The organism is Emcibacter sp. (genome assembly GCF_048269205.1).
In the GTDB taxonomy this organism is placed as follows: Bacteria; Pseudomonadota; Alphaproteobacteria; order Sphingomonadales; family Emcibacteraceae; genus Emcibacter.
In genome coordinates this window covers 25166-43419 of sequence record NZ_JBLXJC010000002.1, presented here as the reverse complement: position 1 = coordinate 43419, position 18254 = coordinate 25166, and the positions used below count along the sequence as shown (strand labels likewise).

Annotated in this window: 15 protein-coding genes; 11 read left to right on the top strand and 4 right to left on the bottom strand. The window is 53.9% G+C overall.

What is annotated here, in order from left to right; all coding sequences use genetic code 11:
- Window positions 1-196 precede the first annotated feature (196 nt).
- Together ACN0YD_RS08930 and ACN0YD_RS08925 are read left to right on the top strand one after the other, a co-directional pair.
- A complete protein-coding gene (locus ACN0YD_RS08930; RefSeq protein ID WP_417318962.1) occupies window positions 197-766 on the top strand; it encodes a PEP-CTERM sorting domain-containing protein in 570 nt (189 codons plus the stop codon).
- A 119-nt stretch (window positions 767-885) separates the two neighbouring features.
- Window positions 886-2712, top strand: coding sequence for a tetratricopeptide repeat protein (locus ACN0YD_RS08925; RefSeq protein ID WP_417318960.1), 1827 nt, complete (start codon window positions 886-888; stop codon window positions 2710-2712).
- A 3-nt stretch (window positions 2713-2715) separates the two neighbouring features.
- On the opposite strand, the gene ACN0YD_RS08920 is transcribed toward ACN0YD_RS08925, so the two are convergent.
- Window positions 2716-4233 (bottom strand): YdgA family protein, encoded by a 1518-nt coding sequence (locus ACN0YD_RS08920; protein ID WP_417318958.1) that lies wholly within the window; start codon window positions 4231-4233, stop codon window positions 2716-2718.
- A gap of 151 nt (window positions 4234-4384) precedes the next feature.
- On the opposite strand from ACN0YD_RS08920, the gene gor reads away from it, so the two are divergent.
- The 9 genes from gor (at window position 4385) to ACN0YD_RS08875 (ending at window position 16427) form a co-directional block, all read left to right on the top strand.
- Window positions 4385-5734 (top strand): glutathione-disulfide reductase, encoded by a 1350-nt coding sequence (gene gor / locus ACN0YD_RS08915; protein ID WP_417318957.1) that lies wholly within the window; start codon window positions 4385-4387, stop codon window positions 5732-5734.
- 135 nt (window positions 5735-5869) lie between these two features.
- Window positions 5870-7249: a class II 3-deoxy-7-phosphoheptulonate synthase gene (locus ACN0YD_RS08910; RefSeq protein WP_417318955.1), complete on the top strand. Its 1380-nt coding sequence runs from the start codon at window positions 5870-5872 to the stop codon at window positions 7247-7249.
- A gap of 20 nt (window positions 7250-7269) precedes the next feature.
- The gene (locus ACN0YD_RS08905; protein ID WP_417318953.1) at window positions 7270-8967 is read left to right on the top strand and encodes an NAD+ synthase; all 1698 of its coding nucleotides are present in this window, start codon (window positions 7270-7272) and stop codon (window positions 8965-8967) included.
- 40 nt (window positions 8968-9007) lie between these two features.
- On the top strand, window positions 9008-10345 hold the full coding sequence (gltX, locus tag ACN0YD_RS08900; protein WP_417318951.1) for a glutamate--tRNA ligase: 1338 nt from the start codon (window positions 9008-9010) through the stop codon (window positions 10343-10345).
- A complete protein-coding gene (cysS, locus tag ACN0YD_RS08895) occupies window positions 10342-11829 on the top strand; it encodes a cysteine--tRNA ligase (protein WP_417318949.1) in 1488 nt (495 codons plus the stop codon). Before gltX ends, cysS begins: the two co-directional genes overlap by 4 nt.
- A gap of 2 nt (window positions 11830-11831) precedes the next feature.
- Window positions 11832-12554, top strand: a complete 723-nt coding sequence (locus tag ACN0YD_RS08890) for a hypothetical protein (protein WP_417318947.1) — start codon at window positions 11832-11834, stop codon at window positions 12552-12554.
- 3 nt (window positions 12555-12557) lie between these two features.
- The gene (locus ACN0YD_RS08885; RefSeq protein ID WP_417318945.1) at window positions 12558-13370 is read left to right on the top strand and encodes an RNA methyltransferase; all 813 of its coding nucleotides are present in this window, start codon (window positions 12558-12560) and stop codon (window positions 13368-13370) included.
- Between the two features lie 175 nt (window positions 13371-13545).
- Window positions 13546-14163, top strand: a complete 618-nt coding sequence (rpsD, locus tag ACN0YD_RS08880) for a 30S ribosomal protein S4 (RefSeq protein WP_417318943.1) — start codon at window positions 13546-13548, stop codon at window positions 14161-14163.
- A gap of 209 nt (window positions 14164-14372) precedes the next feature.
- Window positions 14373-16427: an ATP-binding protein gene (locus ACN0YD_RS08875; protein WP_417318941.1), complete on the top strand. Its 2055-nt coding sequence runs from the start codon at window positions 14373-14375 to the stop codon at window positions 16425-16427.
- 125 nt (window positions 16428-16552) lie between these two features.
- Here the strand turns inward: ACN0YD_RS08875 and grxD are convergent, their stop codons facing one another.
- From grxD to ACN0YD_RS08860, 3 genes are all read right to left on the bottom strand, one after another.
- Complete coding sequence (grxD, locus tag ACN0YD_RS08870) at window positions 16553-16885, bottom strand: Grx4 family monothiol glutaredoxin (RefSeq protein WP_417318939.1); 333 nt, start codon at window positions 16883-16885, stop codon at window positions 16553-16555.
- Between the two features lie 27 nt (window positions 16886-16912).
- The gene (locus ACN0YD_RS08865; protein ID WP_417318937.1) at window positions 16913-17143 is read right to left on the bottom strand and encodes a BolA family protein; all 231 of its coding nucleotides are present in this window, start codon (window positions 17141-17143) and stop codon (window positions 16913-16915) included.
- Between the two features lie 133 nt (window positions 17144-17276).
- Complete coding sequence (locus tag ACN0YD_RS08860; RefSeq protein WP_417318935.1) at window positions 17277-18251, bottom strand: sulfotransferase family protein; 975 nt, start codon at window positions 18249-18251, stop codon at window positions 17277-17279.
- Between the last annotated feature and the right edge of the window lie 3 nt (window positions 18252-18254).

Here is an 18254-nt window from a genome sequence, read left to right as displayed (position 1 = left end):
TCAATCCAAAATCTGTCAGGATTATTTACACAATTAGAATCCCCTAATTCATTGAAATCACTTTGCTTTATATTAAGCCTATGATTTCAAAGAAAATAATTATTCTGGCATATTAATTGCTTCACTTGCCCCGAAATGGGATTTTTTCCTTCAAAGTTGTAAAGTATTTTTAGTTTGGGTGTAGGTTATGAAAAATATGATGAAGTTGTTTGCCCTGATGTCTTTGCTGACACTGGGTTTCGCCAGTGCCTCTTCCGCCTCAATTATTTCCATCACTGCTGACTGTACGGATAATTGTTCCCTGATCGATATGAACACGGGGGACGCGCTCAGCCTGGAATTTGAACTGGCTGACGAGTTGCTTGTTCCCTCCGGAAGTTTCAGCGCTGCTGATGTTTCGTGGTTTTCCTTTACGGCAGGGTCGATGGAAATCACCATTGATACCGCTGTGAATTTCTATATTCGTGCTGATATTAATTCCGCCATGGATGGATTTTACAATTTTTATTTCAGGGCTTCCGAGACTAACGATCCCTACCAGGGCGATGTGATGAGTGTTGGCTTATACGGTTCTACGGCGGCGACACAAGGTCATTGCAACAATTCAGAATGTTCTTCGATTGCAAGTCGGTCGTCCTCAACAGTCAGATTTTCAGGTTTTAACTTCACTGTTGGCGCCGATGAAGCGGAAGTGCCCGAGCCGGGTGTTCTTGGTCTTCTGACCCTGTCCCTGATTGGCCTGGGACTTTACCGCCGCAAAGGCTAATTTCCATACTATAGATTTTCCCAAAGGGCTGCCGGGTAAGGCGGCCCTTTTAGTGTTTTGAAGGGGACACCTGAAATTCCCCCATTCCTTCCCTCCGGAAATATGGTATACAATTTGCCATGTTTCAGAATAACCTTCAGCAACAGCTTCAGAGCGTGATCCAGCATCAGCAGGCCGGCAGGTTTGCCGAGGCCGAGGCCGTCTGCCGTCAGGTGCTCATCTCCCACCCGGATCAGCCCGACGCCCTGCATTTTCTGGCCATGTTGTGCAAACGGGCCGGGGATACGAAGGCCGCACAGGAGAATTTTGAAAAGGCGCTCAAGCTGGGCGGGAAAAATCCGGCGATCAGCAGCAATTACGCCAACTTCCTCAGCGGATCCGGGCAACATGAAGTGGCGCTTGCCCATTACGCCCGGGCCGTCAAGCTGGAGCCTCGCTTTGCCGAGGCGCTTTATAACTGGGGTCTGGCGCTGACCACACTGGAGCGATATGACGAGGCGGAAAAGAAACTGCGCGAGGCCTTAATGCTCAACCCCAATGACAGCCGCTATCATAATGCTTTGGGGCTTGTGTTTCGCAGGCAGGAACAGAATGACAAGGCCATCGCCGAATATGAGCAGGCGGTCCGGCTTGATCCCAATAATACCCGGGCGATCCACAACCTGGGCGGCGCGCTCCGGGCCGAAAAACGGCTGGAGGAAGCCAAGGCCTGCTGCATGGAGGTCATCCGGCGCAACCCACAGCAGCTTGAAAGCTGGCAGAATTATGCCGCTATCCTGCATGAGGAAGGGGATAACCCCAAGGCGATCCAGGCTTATAAAAAGCTTCTGGAAATCGACCCCACCCACATGGAAAGCCATCGGATCCTCAATAATATCATCTGGGAATCCGAAGCGCAGGGGGAATTTCTGAACAGTTACGAACGGGCCATGCAGCAACGGCCCGATGTGGTTGAGATTCCCGTGGTTTATGCGGAATATCTGAATTTGGCCGGCTATCCTGACAAATCCCTAGAGATGCTGGAGCGGGCCATCAAGAGGTTCCCGGAATCTCCCGAACTTAACTATGCCTTCGGCAAGACATATAACCAGCTTAAGGATTATAACACTGCCCGCGGGTATTATGAAAAATCTGTGGCCGGAAAAACGGATGATGAGGAGTATCATTTCGAATTCGCCCGCATGCTGATCAACATGGGGGATCTGGACTATGCGTTACGCCAGCTTGAGGCCGCCGAACGGATCAATCCGGACGAGCAGACCATCTGGGCCCTCAGGGCGGCATGCTGGCGCCTGATGGAGGACGAGCGGGAACACTGGCTGCAGAATTACGACCTGTTCGTGCGCGGAATTGAGCTTAAAGTACCGGAAGGCTATGGTTCCATAGAAGAGTTCAACGAACATCTGCTGGAAACCCTGGTGAGTTTGCATAAAATGCAGCGTCAGCCCCTGGACCAGACACTCAGGGGCGGGACCCAGACCTTTGGTCATCTTTATGGCAATAAACACGAGGTGATCAGCAAGCTGCGTGCCGCGGTCTATGATGCTGCCCGACGCTATATCGCCGACTTGCCCGAGGATAAAACCCATCCTCTGACCCGGCGCCTGACCCATGACATCAAATTCAGCGGGTCATGGTCCTGCCGGTTGAAAAGCCAGGGATTCCATACCAATCATATGCATCCCAAGGGCTGGATCAGCGGGCCCTATTATGTGTCTCTGCCGGACGAAATCAAGAAGTCAACAGACGACGGCGACAGGCCGGGCTGGGTGAAATTCGGCGAGGCCAACCTGATAATCGACGGAAAATACAATACCCCGCGCAAAATGATCAAGCCGGAGGAGGGGATGCAGGTGTTTTTCCCCTCCTATACCTGGCACGGCACCAATCCCTTTACATCGGATCAATACCGGGTGACGGCGCCCTGCGATATCGCGCCACTATAAAGGTTACTGCGCCATCGGCAGCTGGATCGCCTTGCCATTGACCATTTGCTGACCATCCTTGATCTGGATACGGGATTTGAAGGTATTTTCCTTTTCCCCGGCAACGATCAGGCCCTGCTGCACATAAACCTGCAGCATCATGCTGGTCTGCACCCCGACGGCCTCTTTCACCTGTTCCGGCGGCAGGGCGCTCATATCCATGCCGCTGGCGGCCATCTGCTTTTTCATGCCCATCAGGACCAAAGCCTCGGCCAGGGGCTGGTCGAAACGGGCGGTGAGGTCCAGGTCAAGGCGCCTGGTCAGTTCCTCCGGCACGGCAAGTGCCTGGGCGTCGGTCAGGCCCTCTGCATTGATTTTGGCCACGCCGTCACCGTCAAAGCTGCCGCCGTTGAATTTGAAATCCAGCGCCTTTATTTCCAGTTCCGGTGAATTGAGCAGAAGCTTCTGCCCGGCAGAGCCGATGACCTGCGCCAGGGCCTCTGCCTGGGCCTTCTGTTCTTCCGGGCTAGTGGTCTGATACATCAGGCTGCTGACTTCCTGCACGCCTTTGACATATTCGGTGAGGGCACCGATTTCCAGCCGGTGTGCGACAGTATCCAGCTCGATATCCTCGATGATGATTTCATCGGTTGCTTCGGCGCTTTCTTTTCCGGCAATTTTGTCAATGGTAAAGGCCAGGGCAAAGGACAGGTCCTTGTCGCTTTCCTTTTTCATGTCATAGGTAATTTTCAGCTTGTCCAGGTTGAAAGGGGCTTTGCCCGGCGCTGAAAACTCAACGGATTTCATGCTGGTTTCACCTTCACCAAGCCAGAGATAGTCATTCAGACGTTCCGCTTCGGCTTCCATTCTGATAGTCCATATCGTGAAACTGCCATCCTGACTGGAAATTGTGACCCCCGGCATGACCGCCTCCAGGTCATAATAGCTTAGATCCGCTTCCATGGTTGTTTCACCCTCGAAGCCGCCAAAATCAATGACAATTTCCTGACCTTTCGGGTTGGTGAATCGGCTGGAAAATGCAGGACTGGAAAAGGTGCCTTCAATGGTGCCGAAATAGGTCACACGGCTAAATCCCTGCAGAAGATATTCAATGCGGGAATTTTCCTTGAAAATGCGAAAACTTTCAGTATCAAAATCCTGCAAATTGGATTTGGAGGTGAGCAGGGCAAAGTTAATGCCGTCCTGGAAGGTCACCGGTCCGTGGGCAATGTCAGTCTCGAACACCATACCGTGCCGGAACAATTCCATAATTGTCCGATCCATATTGTCTTTATTTTCTGATTTTTCGAACACCTCAAGCATATGTTCGTCAAAGCCAAGGTTGAAGACGGCCCGGGAGGAAAACCAACCCTGGTCATATTCCTGGATTGTAAGCGTATAGCCCGGTAGTTTTGAAACGACCACCGCCTGTTCTTCAAGTTTCTTATGTGCCATATTGCCGAAAAACCACGGCAGAATGCCGAAGATGACAACCAGAATGGCCCCTCCGGCGGAGGCCCAGACAATGCGCTTCTTATTCATATGAATTCCCCGTTTGAAACCTTCCACCCCATAGGGGTGGATAAAATTATTGTGACTATAGCTCAATCTTGCCCTTAGTCACTTGATAATTTTGTGATAAGACCAATCTTCAGAGATCGTTGGTAACAGAAACCAAATATGGAAACGCGATATGTTTGACTATGATTTTTTTGTAATCGGGGCAGGGTCCGGCGGGGTGCGGGCGAGCAGGATGGCTTCTTCCTACGGCGCCAAAGTTGGCCTGTGCGAGGATTACCGGGTCGGCGGCACCTGTGTCATCCGCGGCTGCGTGCCGAAGAAGCTTTTCGTCTATGCTTCCGAATACAAGGGTCATTTTGCGGACAGTGCCGGCTTCGGCTGGAGCCGGGAAGAGGCGTCCTTCGACTGGTCCACACTGGTGGGTAACAAGGATAAGGAAATCGACCGTCTCAATGGCCTCTATCTTCAGACCCTGAATAACGCCGGGGTCGAGGTGATCCAGGCGCGGGGGAAACTGCTTGACGCCCATACCGTGGAATTGACCGGCCCCGACGGGGTGAAAACAGTCACAGCCGACAAAATCCTGATTGCCACCGGCGGCTGGCCGCAGATGCCGGATGTACCGGGCATCGAGCATGCCATTTCCTCCAACGAAGCCTTTCATCTTGAGAACCTGCCGGACAAAATCACTGTGGTTGGCGGCGGCTATATTGCTGTGGAATTTGCCGGTATCTTCAACGGCCTTGGTGTGGAGACCACGCTTTTGTACCGGGGGGAGCAGATTTTGCGCGGTTTTGACCGGGAAATCCGCGACAAGCTCTATGAAGAAATGGGCAAGAAAGGCGTTGATGTGCGTCTGGAGACCAATGTCACCAAAATCTCCACAACAGAAGGCGGCGTGGCCCTGAGCCTGACGGACGGGTCCACACTTGAGACCGGGGCGGTGATGTATGCCACCGGCCGGGTGCCTAATGTAAAGGGTCTGGGGCTCGAGGAGCTTGGTGTGGAGATGCAGCGTAACGGCGCCATCGTGGTCGATGAGAATTATCGTACTTCTGTGGATAATATTTTCGCTGTGGGCGATGTGACAGACCGGGTGCAACTGACTCCCGTAGCCATCAAGGAAGGGGCGGCACTGGCGGCAACCCAGTTCAACGATACACCGACCACGGTGGATTATGATTATATCCCGACGGCTATTTTCTCCCAGCCGCCCATCGGCACTGTGGGGCTTGGCGAGGAAGAGGCAGCCGAAAAATACGGCGATGACATCCAGGTCTTCCGCTCTGAATTCCGGGCCATGAAATATACCCTGGCGGGAAAGGAAGAGCGTTCGCTGATGAAGCTGATCGTCCAGAAATCCACCGACAAAGTGATCGGCGCCCATATGATCGGTCCCGATGCGGCGGAAATCATCCAGGGTGTGGCTATTGCCCTCAAATGTGGCGCCACCAAGGCCCAGTTTGACAATACCGTTGCCGTGCACCCGTCCTCGGCCGAGGAATTCGTCCTCATGCGATGACCCCGAACCGTTTGTGACTGGCACATGAAAAATTGGCTGATTGCGGGGTTTCTTCTGGCATTCGGGCGCGAAGAGGCTTATATGAATGGCTCTGAAGTGCCACTTTGTTAATTGAAGATGTGAATGGAATTGAAGATGACCAAGAACTGGACACCTGACAGCTGGAGATCAAAGCCGATCCGGCAGGTTCCGGAGTATCCCGATCAGGCGGAACTGGAGGCTGTTGAAGCTGAGCTGAAAAAATCCCCGCCGCTGGTTTTTGCCGGTGAAGCCCGCCGACTGAAGGACCAGCTGGCCGATGTGGCGGCAGGCAAGGCCTTTCTGCTGCAGGGCGGCGACTGCGCCGAAAGCTTTGCGGAGTTCCGCGCCGACAATATCCGGGATACTTTCCGAGTGCTGATGCAGATGTCCGTGGCCCTGACCTTTGCGGCAAGTTGCCCGGTGGTCAAGGTGGGCCGCATGGCCGGCCAGTTTGCCAAACCGCGTAGTGCTGACATGGAAAAGCAGGGCGATGTGGAACTGCCCAGCTACCGCGGTGATATCATCAATGGCATCGACTTCACACCCGAATCCCGTATCCCGGATCCGAAACGCATGCTCCGGGCCTACAGCCAGGCGGCGGCGACACTGAACCTGCTGCGCGCTTTCGCCCAGGGCGGATATGCCAATTTGCACAAGGTGCATCAGTGGAACCTGGATTTCGTCTCCCACAGCCCGGCGGCGGAACGCTATCAGGATATGGCCGATCGTATTGACGAGGCACTGCGCTTCATGGAAGCCTGCGGCATCAATGCGGGTATTCCCCAGTTGCAGGGAACCGACTTCTATGTTTCTCACGAAGCTCTGCTTCTGTGGTATGAAGAAGCCATGACCCGCACCGACAGCACTACCGGCCAGTGGTATGACACCTCCGGCCATATGCTGTGGATTGGTGATCGCACCCGCCTGATTGACGAGGCTCATGTGGATTTTCTCTCCGGCATTGGCAATCCGCTCGGCCTGAAAGTGGGGCCGACAACCGACATGGATGAACTGATCCGGATTCTGGACAAACTCAACCCGCAGGATGAAGCCGGGCGCATTACCCTGATTTGTCGCATGGGCTCTGATATTGTGGAAGACAAGTTGCCGCCGGTGATCCGCCGGATCAAGGAAGAAGGCCGCACCGTGGTCTGGTCCTGTGATCCCATGCACGGCAATACCATCAAGTCCACCAGCGGCTACAAGACCCGTCCTTTTGACCGGGTGCTGAAGGAAGTGCGCAAGTTCTTCGAAGCCCATAAGGCGGAAGGCACCTATGCGGGTGGCGTTCATTTCGAGATGACCGGCCAGAATGTGACCGAGTGCACAGGCGGCGCCGAGGCCATCACTGACGAAAAGCTCGCGGACCGCTATCACACCCATTGTGATCCGCGTCTCAACGCCAGTCAGAGCCTGGAACTCGCTTTCCTGATTGCGGAAAGCCTGAAGGATGAGCGGGATGCCAGGGCGGCGGAAGAAAAGAAAGCGTCCTGAGGCAGGCTTAAGGAGTAAAGATGACAAACAGTCTCAAGATCGCGCTGGCGACCCTGAACCCGACCGTAGGTGATCTGGAAGGCAATGCCCGAAAGATTATCGAGGCGCGGGACAGGGCAGCGGCCGGGGGGGCTGATATTGTCGTCTATAGCGAACTGATCCTGCTTGGCTATCCGCCGGAAGATCTGGTCCTGAAACCCGTTTTTCAGCGTCAGTCCATGGCCAAGGTTAAAGAGCTCGCCAAGATCACGGCGGACGGTGGCCCGGCCATGCTGATTGGCTGCTGCTGGACCGCAGACGGGGATAAACCGGAAGAACAGAAGCTCTATAATGCTGCCCTGCTGCTGGAGGGTGGCAAGGTGGCGGCGATACGCTATAAGCATGACCTGCCCAACTACGGCGTTTTTGACGAAATGCGCATCTTCGACGAAGGGCCGTTGCAGGGGCCGATCAATTTCCGCGGTGTCAAACTCGGCATCGTGATCTGCGAGGATATGTGGTATCCGGATGTGACGGAATGCCTTACCGAGACCGGGGCCGAAATCCTGGTGGTCACAAACGCATCGCCCTACGAACGCGGCAAATATAACGAGCGCCTCCAGCTTGCCCTGAAACGGGTGCAGGAAAGCGAATTGCCACTGATCTATGTGAACCAGGTGGGCGGCCAGGACGAACTTGTATTTGATGGCGGAACCTTTGTCCTGAACAGGGACTATGAGCTGGCTGTTCAGGTGGAAAGCTGGATCGAGGACCTGACCATCACCGACTGGACCCGAACGCCGTCCGGCTGGGTCTGTGAAAAAGGTGACATTCGCAAGGCCGGCAACGGTAGCGCCGCCATGTATCAGGCCATGATGCTGGGCCTTCGGGACTATGTGGAAAAGAACCGCTTTCCCGGTGTAATCCTTGGCATGTCCGGTGGCATCGACAGTGCGCTCAGCGCCGCCGTGGCGGTGGATGCCCTGGGCGCGGACCGGGTTCATCTGGTGATGATGCCGTCCAAATATACAAGCCAGGAAAGCCTGCTGGATGCCGCCCAGTGCGCCGAAATGATGGGCGCCCGTATCGACAGTATCCCCATTGTCCCGGCGGTAAACGCCTTTGATGATATGCTGGCCGGCCAGTTCGCCGGCACAGAACCGGACATCACCGAGGAAAATATCCAGAGCCGCTTTCGCGGCATGCTGCTGATGGCGATCAGCAACAAATTCGGCTACATGGTTCTGACCACCGGCAACAAGTCGGAGATGTCTGTGGGATACGCCACCCTGTACGGCGATATGTGTGGCGGTTATTCCGTACTCAAGGACATCTACAAGACGGATGTTTTCAAGCTGTGTCAGTGGCGCAATGAGGAACACCCGGTCGGCGGGCTTGGTCCGGATGGCCAGGTGATTCCGGAAAATATCATTTCCAAACCGCCGACAGCCGAGCTGCGTCCCGACCAGAAAGACGAAGACAGCTTGCCACCCTATGATATTCTGGATGATATTCTGGAATGCCTGATCGAGAAGGAACTGGCGTTCAAGGAGATTGTTGCCCGGGGCCATGATGCAGAAACGGTTGCACGGATCGAGCATTTGCTCTATGTGGCAGAATATAAAAGACGTCAGTCGCCCCCGGGGGTTAAAATCACCCGACGCAATTTCGGACGTGACCGGCGTTATCCGATTACGCATGGTTATCGAAATGCGCGTCTGCAGGATCTGGATGCCTGACAAAACTTCGGGTTACAGGGAAATACCAGAGAGATAATAAATGACTGTAAAAGTACGCTTTGCGCCAAGCCCGACCGGCAAGATTCATGTGGGCAATGTCCGAACCGCTTTGGTCAACTGGCTGTTTGCCCGCCAGCAGGGGGGGGAGTTCATCCTGCGTCTGGACGATACCGACCGGGAACGCTCTACGGAAGAATTTGCCGAACTGATCAAGATCGACCTCACATGGCTGGGGCTAGACTGGGACGATTGTTTCCGCCAGTCGGACTGCATGGAAAAATATGATGCGGCGGCGGAAAAGCTGAAAGCCGAAGGACGGCTTTATCCCTGTTATGAAACGGCTGTGGAACTGGACCTCAAACGCAAGATCAAGCTGGGACAGGGCAAGCCGCCGGTCTATGACCGGGAGGCATTGAAGCTGACCTTGGAGCAGATCGCCGCCTATGAAGTGGAAGGGCGCAAACCCCACTGGCGGTTCAAGCTGGATTTGCCCGCCCGTGTGGAATGGGAAGACCTGGTCAAGGGCCATCAGAGTTTTGATCTGGAAGCGCTGAGCGATCCGATCCTGATCCGGGAGGATGGCTCTTACCTCTATACCCTGCCGTCGGTGGTGGATGATATCGAGTATGGCATCACCCATATCATGCGTGGCGAGGACCATGCCACCAACAGCGCAGTCCAGACCCAGATCTTTGAAGCCCTGGGCGGCAAGACACCAGCCTATGCCCATTTCAGCCTGCTGACCGGCAAGGGCGGCGAGGGGCTTTCCAAGCGCTTCGGCACCGCCAGCATCGAAAGCTATCGGGAAGAGGAAGGTTTCGAGCCCATGGCCATCAACTGCCTTCTTGCGAGGCTCGGTTCGAATATGGATGTGGAGCCTTTCACTACGCTCGAGCCGTTAATTGAGGGCTTCGATTTCTCCAGCTACAGTCGCTCCACGGCCAAGTTCGATCCCCATGACCTGGAAGTTCTGAACGCCAAAATCCTGCATATGACCGACTATGATCAGGTGAATATCAGGCAGGAAATGGAAGGAATTTCAAAGGCTTTGTGGCAAACTTTAAGGCCTAACATTAATAAATTGTCCGATGTGCAGGGCTGGGCGAAACTTGTCAACGGACCGGTTGTCCCGATTATCGAGGATAAGGACTTTATGACCAAAGCTCTGAGCCTGCTTCCGGAAGGTGACCTGGATGAAACCAGCTGGAAGGCCTGGACCACGGCGATCAAGGACGCCACAGGCACCAAGGGCAAGGCTCTGTTCCTGCCGTTGCGGCAGGCCATCACCGGCATGGACCATGGCCCGGAAATGGCCCCCTTGCTGCCGCTGATCGGCCGCGATAAGCTGGTCGACAGACTGCGGGGTGAGACATCATGACACTGGAGGTTTACAACACGCTGACGAAGAAGAAGAAGGCGTTCGTTCCTCTCGACCCCGCCCATGTGAAAATGTATGTCTGCGGACCTACGGTCTATAACTATGCCCATGTGGGTAACGCCCGCCCGGTGGTGGTGTTTGATCTGCTGGCCAGGCTGTTGCGCCATGATTATCCCAAGCTCACCTATGCCCGCAACATCACGGACATCGATGACAAGATTATCGAAGCCGCCCGGGAAAGCGGTGAGGATATTTCCGCCATCACGGAAAAATTCACCCGCATCTATGAAGAGGATATGGGTGCGCTGAATGCGGAGCTGCCGGATGAACGGCCCCGGGCGACCGACTATATTCCCCAGATGATCCGCATGGTGGAAACCCTGATCGAAAAGGGCCATGCCTACGAAGCGGACGGTCATGTGCTGTTCAATGTGCCGAGCATGGAAAATTATGGCGAGCTCAGTAACCGTACCCTGGACGAGCTGATTGCCGGGGCCCGGGTCGAGGTGGCGAGCTATAAAAGAGACCCCACCGATTTTGTGCTGTGGAAACCGAGTACAGACGACCAGCCCGGCTGGGACAGCCCCTGGGGCCGGGGTCGGCCCGGCTGGCACCTGGAATGCAGCTGCATGATCGAGGATGTGCTGGGCGAAACCATCGACATCCATGGCGGCGGGCTTGATCTGATTTTCCCGCACCATGAGAACGAAATCGCCCAGAGCCGCTGCGCCCATGACGGCGCGCCGCTGGCGCGCTACTGGATGCATAACGGATATTTGACTGTGGAAGGTGAGAAAATGTCCAAGTCCCTGGGCAATTTCATCACAGTCCATGAACTGCTGGAGGAAGGCGTCAAGGGCGAAGCGATCCGCATGGCGCTGCTTTCTGCCCACTATCGCCAGCCGCTGGATTTCAGCCGCTCCGGTATTCAGCAGGCGAAAAAGCAGCTTGACCGCTGGTACCGGGTTTGCAACGAAGCAGAAAAGAAAATCAAAGAGTTGAGCAAAGAAAATGAGATTATAGGAAAAGTCTCTGACGATGTTCTGCACGCTTTGAGGGATGACTTGAATACACCAAAAGCAATCGCAGAATTGAATAAGCTTGCAAAGGAGGCCAGCAATCCGCGAGAGAAGGCTCAAATTATTATGGATAATCGTTTAGAGCCTATGGATGATCAGGTTGATGATGCAATTTCTCTTTTTTCAACTCGAACAGATATTACTGAAGAGCAAAGACTTCAGAATGGTGTTGATTTGAAAGTTTCTGCTCAGCTCCTTGGTTTACTGCTGGATCAGGACTGGTTCAAAGTCGAGGTGGCCGAGGGCGCGATTTCTGACGACGAAATCCAAAAGCTTATCAATGAACGGGCAATCTCTAAGAAAAACAAGGACTTCGCCCATGCAGATCAGATCAGGGATGAACTGGCCGCTCAAGGCGTAATCCTGAAAGACGGGCCCGAGGGCACCACCTGGGAAAGGCAGTAACCATGTCAGAACAATTGATCATCGATAAAAAATACCAGGGCCCGCCGTTTGGCGCCAACGGCGGTTATGCCATCGGGCTCGCCGTAGAGGCTTTGGAGAAACCCTATCCGGTGACGGCCCAGGTCAACCTGTTCAAGCCGATCCCCATGGAAGTGCCGCTGACCCTGGAACTGAAAGACGGCAAATCCAGCCTGATGCAGGACGACACCCTGATCGTGCAGGGAGAAGAGTTCGATGATACGGATGCTGTGCTGGCCGATGTGCCCGGACCTGTGACCTTTGATGAGGCGCTGGCCGCTGAGAAGGCGGTCGTGTTTCCGGCCTATAATCCCTTCCGCGAGTGTTACATCTGTGGCGACAAACGCGATCCCCATGACGCGCCGCACCTGATGACCGGTCCTGTGGCCGGTCGCGACGATGGGCTGATCGCCTGTGTCTGGCGGCCGCATCTCTATCTTGAGGGCGACAAAATCTCTCAGCGGGAAATGGCCGCCGTTCTGGATTGTCCCAGCGCCTGGGCCATCTTCGAGCCCGGCGAAAAGGCCCTGATCGCCAACCAGAAGCTGGTGCTGAAACGGGAACTGGACAAGAACGAAGATTATATCGTTGTTGCCTGGCCGATCAAACGGGATGAAAGCCGCAAGATGCTGTCCGGCGCCGCTATCTATTCAAGGGATGGTGAACTTCTGGGTGTTTCCAAATGCCTGTGGATCAAGATCGACTAGACCATGGCCGGAACAGACAGCACTCAAGCCCCCATCCTTCATGACAACGGTCCGGCCATCATCCTGGTCGGGGCGCAGCTTGGCGAGAATATCGGCAAGGTAGTCCGGGCTATGTATAATTTCGGCCTGACGGACCTGCGCCTTGTCGCTCCGCGGGACGGCTGGCCCAATGAAGCCGCCTGGCCGGCGGCAGCCGGAGCCGATGTGGTGCTGGAAAATGCCAAGGTTTATGCCACTACGGCGGATGCCATCCAGGACCTGCATCATGTTTATGCCACCACGGCCCGCATGCGCGATATGGTCAAACCGATCATCACCCCCCGCAAATGTGCAGAAGTGATGCGGGACAGGGTGGACCAGGGCTTGAAAGTGGGCCTGTTGTTCGGGCCGGAAAAGGCCGGACTCAGGAATGAGGATGTGGCCCCCTGTGATGCCATTGTCTCGGTGCCGCTCAATCCCGCCTTCGCCAGTCTTAACCTGGCCCAGGCGGTCGTGGTGTTGGCCTATGAATGGTTTCAGGCTGGGGACCAGACCCCGGAAAGTTATACCCCGACGCTGGAAACCACGCCCGCGACGGGCGAGGAGATGCAGCAGCTGTTCGACCATCTGGAAGGGGAACTGATGGAGGCGGGCTATCTGCGTCATGAAAAGCGCCGTCCGACCATGGTGCGGAACCTGCGCAACATGCTGACCCGGGCCCAGTTTACCCAGGAAGAGGTCAGGACGCTCCGCGGGGTCATCCGCTCGCTCGCCACCGGCGGCGGTCCGGAATGGCAGAAGGAAAAGGCGGAAAAAGGTAAAACCGGGAAGAAATAAAGGGTTTTCCCTGTATTTCCCGCCTTTTCCCGTTGACTCTGAGACTTATCCCTATATATTCCGCCCATCGTAATGACTCGGGGGCAGTTCCCGGGTTGCGCAGTCTGTTTCCTCCATTGTCGGAATCGGGGCTGCGGCGCTGAATTTTAACTCTTAACACAAGCGATTCGAGAACATGACAAAACGAATTCAATCCAAGTATAAAATCGACCGCCGGTTGGGCGAAAACATCTGGGGTCGTCCGAAGTCTCCCGTAAACCGTCGCGAATATGGACCGGGCCAGCACGGCCAGGGTCGTCGCGGCAAACTGTCCGACTTCGGTATTCAGCTGCGCGCCAAACAGAAGCTGAAAGGCTACTATGGCAATATCACTGAAAAACAGTTCAAACGCATCTACAAGGAAGCCGATCGCCAGAAAGGTGACACTGGTGAAATCCTCGTAGGTCTGCTGGAGCGTCGTCTGGATGCGGTAGTTTATCGCGCCAAATTCGTACCGACTGTTTTTGCCTCACGCCAGTTCGTGAACCACGGACATGTGAAAGTGAACGGCAAGAAAGTGAATATCCCCTCTTACCAGGTGAAGCCGGGCGATGTGATTGAAATCCGTGAGAAATCACGTCAGGTGCCGATGGTAATCCAGGGTCTGGAATCAGCCGAGCGTGAAGTGCCGGAATATCTTACTGTTGAAGATAACGGCTACAAGGTGACTTTCCTGCGTCAGCCGGTCCTGGATGAAATTCCCTATCCGGTGCAGATGGAACCGAACCTGATCGTCGAGTTCTACTCACGCTAATCGGTATCGATACTTAATCTGAAAAGGCCGCTCTTTCCGGAGCGGCTTTTTTAATTTCGAACCCTGGGGGACTTTATTCCGCCAGGGTTGTATGTCTGCCGGAAAATAAATATAAGAAAAGTCAAATGTAGCGTCATCGCTAGTAAAAAATTAACGATGACGTCATACTCTGACAACCAGAAGTTTTCATGGAGTAGCAGGAATTGTTTTTGTTTTCGGTCAACAAGGAGCCGATTTCCCCGTTGTCACCGGCGTTCGGTCAGAGTATGGCTCTCAACCAGGAGCAGATTGATCGGGATTACCGGCTTGACCAGCTTGCCCTTTTTTACAAGGGCATCCCCTTTGTGGCGGTCTGCAATATACTGATTGCCTCTTTTGTTTTCTGGGCCCTTTATCAGCCGGTCCTGCAAAATGTCCTGTTTATCTGGCTGGGCGCCATGTTTATGGTCTGCGGCCTGAGGTTTGTTTCCTGGCATCTGTATAATTTATCGGACTGGATGAGTACCGTCGACAAATGGTACAGGATCTACCAGGCTGGTACGTTTCTAACGGGCGTTGTCTGGGCCTCGATGATTGGCTTTCTGATACTGACGTCGGCCCCGGAAGATATCCTGATTGTTATCTTTACCATATCCGGTATGACGGCCGGGGCGCTGGTATCTTCGGCGTCCAGTTTCCAGTCTTATCTTTTGTTTAATATTCCGCCGCTGTTTTCCGCAATTGGCTATTTTATTGTCACGGGGCGGTTCGAAATGGCGACAATGGTGGGATTCTATACCCTGTTCACCAACCTTCTTGCCCGGAATATCGAGAGCAGCATACGCAATTCCGCCTACCTTAAAATCGTCAATAAGCATCTTGCCGAGGTCGCGCTGAAGGAAAAGCATGTGGCCGAGGAACAGGAGAAGCTGCTGGAGAAACAGGTAACTGAGCTTGAACTGACATATAGCCAGCTTAAGGAAAAACAGGCGGCATATGAAAAGGTCGTGGAAGAAAACAAGCGCTCCCGGAAAGACGCAGAGCAGGCCAACCGGGCAAAAAGTGATTTCCTTGCCGCCATGAGCCATGAAATCAGGACCCCGATGAACGGCATGCTCGGAATGCTGGCTCTTCTCAAGGATACACGGCTGGATGACAAGCAGGAGGGCTACCTCAAAACCGCAGTGAGGTCGGGCAAAATTCTGTTACAGCTTCTGAATGACATTCTTGATCTGACCAAGGTGGAATCCGGGAAAATGGAGCTGGAACATGTCTCCTTTGACCTTAGCCAGATACTGCAGGAGATATCGGACCTCTGGGAAGCACGGATCCGAGCCAAGGGACTGGAATATAAGGTAAATCTCGAGGAGGCAGCTGATCGTCGCTGGCGCGGCGATCCTGTGCGCTTACGGCAGGTTCTGCATAACCTGGTCAGCAATGCCGTCAAGTTTACCATGCAGGGCAGCATCATGATCAGGATTTCCCTTGCTGCTGATGAAAAAGAGACCGGGGTTTTGAAATTTACCGTGATTGACACGGGTATTGGCCTGGATATGGAGCAGGAAGCCCATCTTTTCGAAAAATTCAGCCAGGGGGACACATCGACCACACGGAAATTTGGCGGTTCCGGTCTCGGACTGGCTATATGCCGCGAGATCGTCTCCCTGATGGGTGGAGAGATTTCTCTCAGCAGTGTGCCGGGCAAGGGGTCATCCTTCAGCTTTACAGTCAGGCTCGCGCAGGAAAGCATTCCCGAGAACGGAGAAGGGCTTCAGGAAATCGAGGCTGGTCAGAAGATGGGGCTTGTCTGCAAGGCCCCGGTGAAAGTGCTGGCCGCAGAAGACAATCATATCAACCGGGTGGTTGTGCAGGCCATGCTCAAGGTGGACGATCTGACACTACAGTTTGTCCAGAATGGTGTTGAAGCCCTGCAGGCGGTTCGAGATGGTGATTTCGATCTGGTTCTCATGGACATTCACATGCCGGAAATGGATGGGCTCGAAGCGACAAGGCGGATCAGGGAACTGCGGGGGAAAAAGAGCAAGACACCGATTATTGCCCTCACGGCGAATGCCATGGCCGGCGATCGGGAAACTTATTTATTGCAGGGTATGGATGACTATATAAGCAAGCCGGTTGACGGCAAGACACTCTATTCCGCAATGGCTAATCTGGTGGATGATCTGGAAATCTGTTTCCGCGAAACATCTGGCGAGGATGAGAATAACCTGGAAGAGAAACAGGCTAAAATAGAGGAATTCATCAATAGTATTTCCGAGCGCTGACCTGGTAAACTGTTTCTTTGACAGTACCGACAGCGTGCGGGGTGACGTTCCGCGCCGCGGAATTTGATTTGTTTATTGGGTAAAGAAGCGCCCCGGCAATTGTTCGTCGGGGCGCTTTACTATGATCAGCTTTTCGGCTTGATGTCGTTCTTTTCGAAGACTTCGATCAGTTCGCCCGAGGCGGCCATTTCGCGAATGATATCGCACCCGCCGATGAACTCGCCCTTAACATAGAGCTGGGGGATGGTCGGCCATTCGCTGAATTCTTTAATGCCTTCACGCAAAGCCGGGTCCTGAAGCACGTCAAAGGCTTCAAAGTCCACATTGTAATAGTTCAGCACTTCGATGACTGCGGCGGAAAATCCGCACTGGGGAAACATCGGGCTGCCTTTCATGTAAAGAACGATATCGCTGTTTTTGATATCATCCTCGATACGATTAAAAACCGGATTGCTCATTTGTACTTGTCCCTGAATTTCGTGTGATTATTCTGCTGAGGTCTGAAGGGCAAGCGCATGCAGGGCGCCGCCCATATTGCCTTTAAGGGCCTTATAGACCATCTGATGCTGTTGTACCCTGCTTTTTCCTTTAAAGGCACTCGAGACCACATGGGCCGCATAGTGGTCGCCGTCACCGCGCAGGTCCTGGATGGTGACCTTTGCGTCGGGAAGACTTTCCTTTATCAGTTTCTCAATTTCTGCAGCATCCATTGCCATTATCGTTTTACTCCAGTTAAGTCTGATCAACGCAGTTTGGCATCTGGCCAAAATCACGTCAAGACAACTGGCCTGTATATGGGGGCGAATGTCTGAAGTTTGAAGGGGAAAAGTGATTTTTTTACATGAGTGATCAGGCGAAACGATCGGCATATTTGTCACCGGCGATGGTGCCGGAGACAATGTTCCTGATCTTGGCCACCTGCTCGGCATCCAGCTCGTTTTTCCATTTCTCCGCTGCTGTTTTCGGATCGCGGACAGTCTGGTGGTATTTTTCCGGGCCACCCTCATAATTCAAGCTGCTTTGCAGGAAGGCGTCGGTCTGATCGTTATAGGAAAGCCCACAAAACTGGAACAGCTTTTTGGCGACACCAACGGGGTCGTCGCAAAGATCTTCATAGACGAGGTCGTAACAGTTCTCCAGGCCCTGAATGTCCTTCATGACTTTTTCGTTGAAGCAGACCCAGGTGCAGGCCAGCTGTTCCTCAAGGGACATGGCTTTCAGTTTTTCCACGGTCCAGCCCCGCTCTCGGGCCAGCGGCATGGAGGAAACTTCTTCATAGAAAACAACGTCTTCCATCAGTTTCAGTTTGCGGCCTCTAAGCTGGGAAGAGACATAACCGCAAGGGTGGCGCAGGATATGCACGACCTTTCCTTCGGGGAAGGCGCGGGCGACGAGGCCGGTGCGGCAGTTGGAATTCACCGACTTCATCACCGGCACAATCTTGCCTGCTGCCATCTTTTTGCGGGAAATGGCAGGTACCTTGACGTCCGACGGCAGGCCGAGACGGTGGGCGACGGCGCCAATCACTTTCAGTGTAAAGAGGAACTTGGCCCGGAAGGCATTCATGAAGGAACTGAAATAGCTTTTCGGAAACACAGGAAGGGAGCCTGCAGATTTCAGGTGTCTTACATCCCAGAGTTTTGAAAAATAGTCCCGGGTCGCCGGAATCAGCCTGTCCATGTCAGCGGACGCGGGAAAGAAGGGGACTTCTTCGGAAATAACAACGGAGTCCGGTTCGTGCCGGTAAAGGACATCCGGATGGCTGTCAAAGATCTTGGCGACCCATGTGGTGCCGCTGCGTGGTGAGCCGATTAAAAAGATCATTTT

Bases quoted from the DNA above. Each gene is read 5' to 3' on its own strand.
- ACN0YD_RS08930 (WP_417318962.1), top strand. From the start codon at position 197: ATGATGAAGTTGTTTGCCCTGATGTCTTTGCTGACACTGGGTTTCGCC.
- ACN0YD_RS08925 (WP_417318960.1), top strand. From the start codon at position 886: ATGTTTCAGAATAACCTTCAGCAACAGCTTCAGAGCGTGATCCAGCAT.
- ACN0YD_RS08920 (WP_417318958.1), bottom strand. From the start codon at position 4,233: ATGAATAAGAAGCGCATTGTCTGGGCCTCCGCCGGAGGGGCCATTCTG.
- gor (WP_417318957.1), top strand. From the start codon at position 4,385: ATGTTTGACTATGATTTTTTTGTAATCGGGGCAGGGTCCGGCGGGGTG.
- ACN0YD_RS08910 (WP_417318955.1), top strand. From the start codon at position 5,870: ATGACCAAGAACTGGACACCTGACAGCTGGAGATCAAAGCCGATCCGG.
- ACN0YD_RS08905 (WP_417318953.1), top strand. From the start codon at position 7,270: ATGACAAACAGTCTCAAGATCGCGCTGGCGACCCTGAACCCGACCGTA.
- gltX (WP_417318951.1), top strand. From the start codon at position 9,008: ATGACTGTAAAAGTACGCTTTGCGCCAAGCCCGACCGGCAAGATTCAT.
- cysS (WP_417318949.1), top strand. From the start codon at position 10,342: ATGACACTGGAGGTTTACAACACGCTGACGAAGAAGAAGAAGGCGTTC.
- ACN0YD_RS08890 (WP_417318947.1), top strand. From the start codon at position 11,832: ATGTCAGAACAATTGATCATCGATAAAAAATACCAGGGCCCGCCGTTT.
- ACN0YD_RS08885 (WP_417318945.1), top strand. From the start codon at position 12,558: ATGGCCGGAACAGACAGCACTCAAGCCCCCATCCTTCATGACAACGGT.
- rpsD (WP_417318943.1), top strand. From the start codon at position 13,546: ATGACAAAACGAATTCAATCCAAGTATAAAATCGACCGCCGGTTGGGC.
- grxD (WP_417318939.1), bottom strand. From the start codon at position 16,885: ATGAGCAATCCGGTTTTTAATCGTATCGAGGATGATATCAAAAACAGC.
- ACN0YD_RS08865 (WP_417318937.1), bottom strand. From the start codon at position 17,143: ATGGCAATGGATGCTGCAGAAATTGAGAAACTGATAAAGGAAAGTCTT.
- ACN0YD_RS08860 (WP_417318935.1), bottom strand. From the start codon at position 18,251: ATGATCTTTTTAATCGGCTCACCACGCAGCGGCACCACATGGGTCGCC.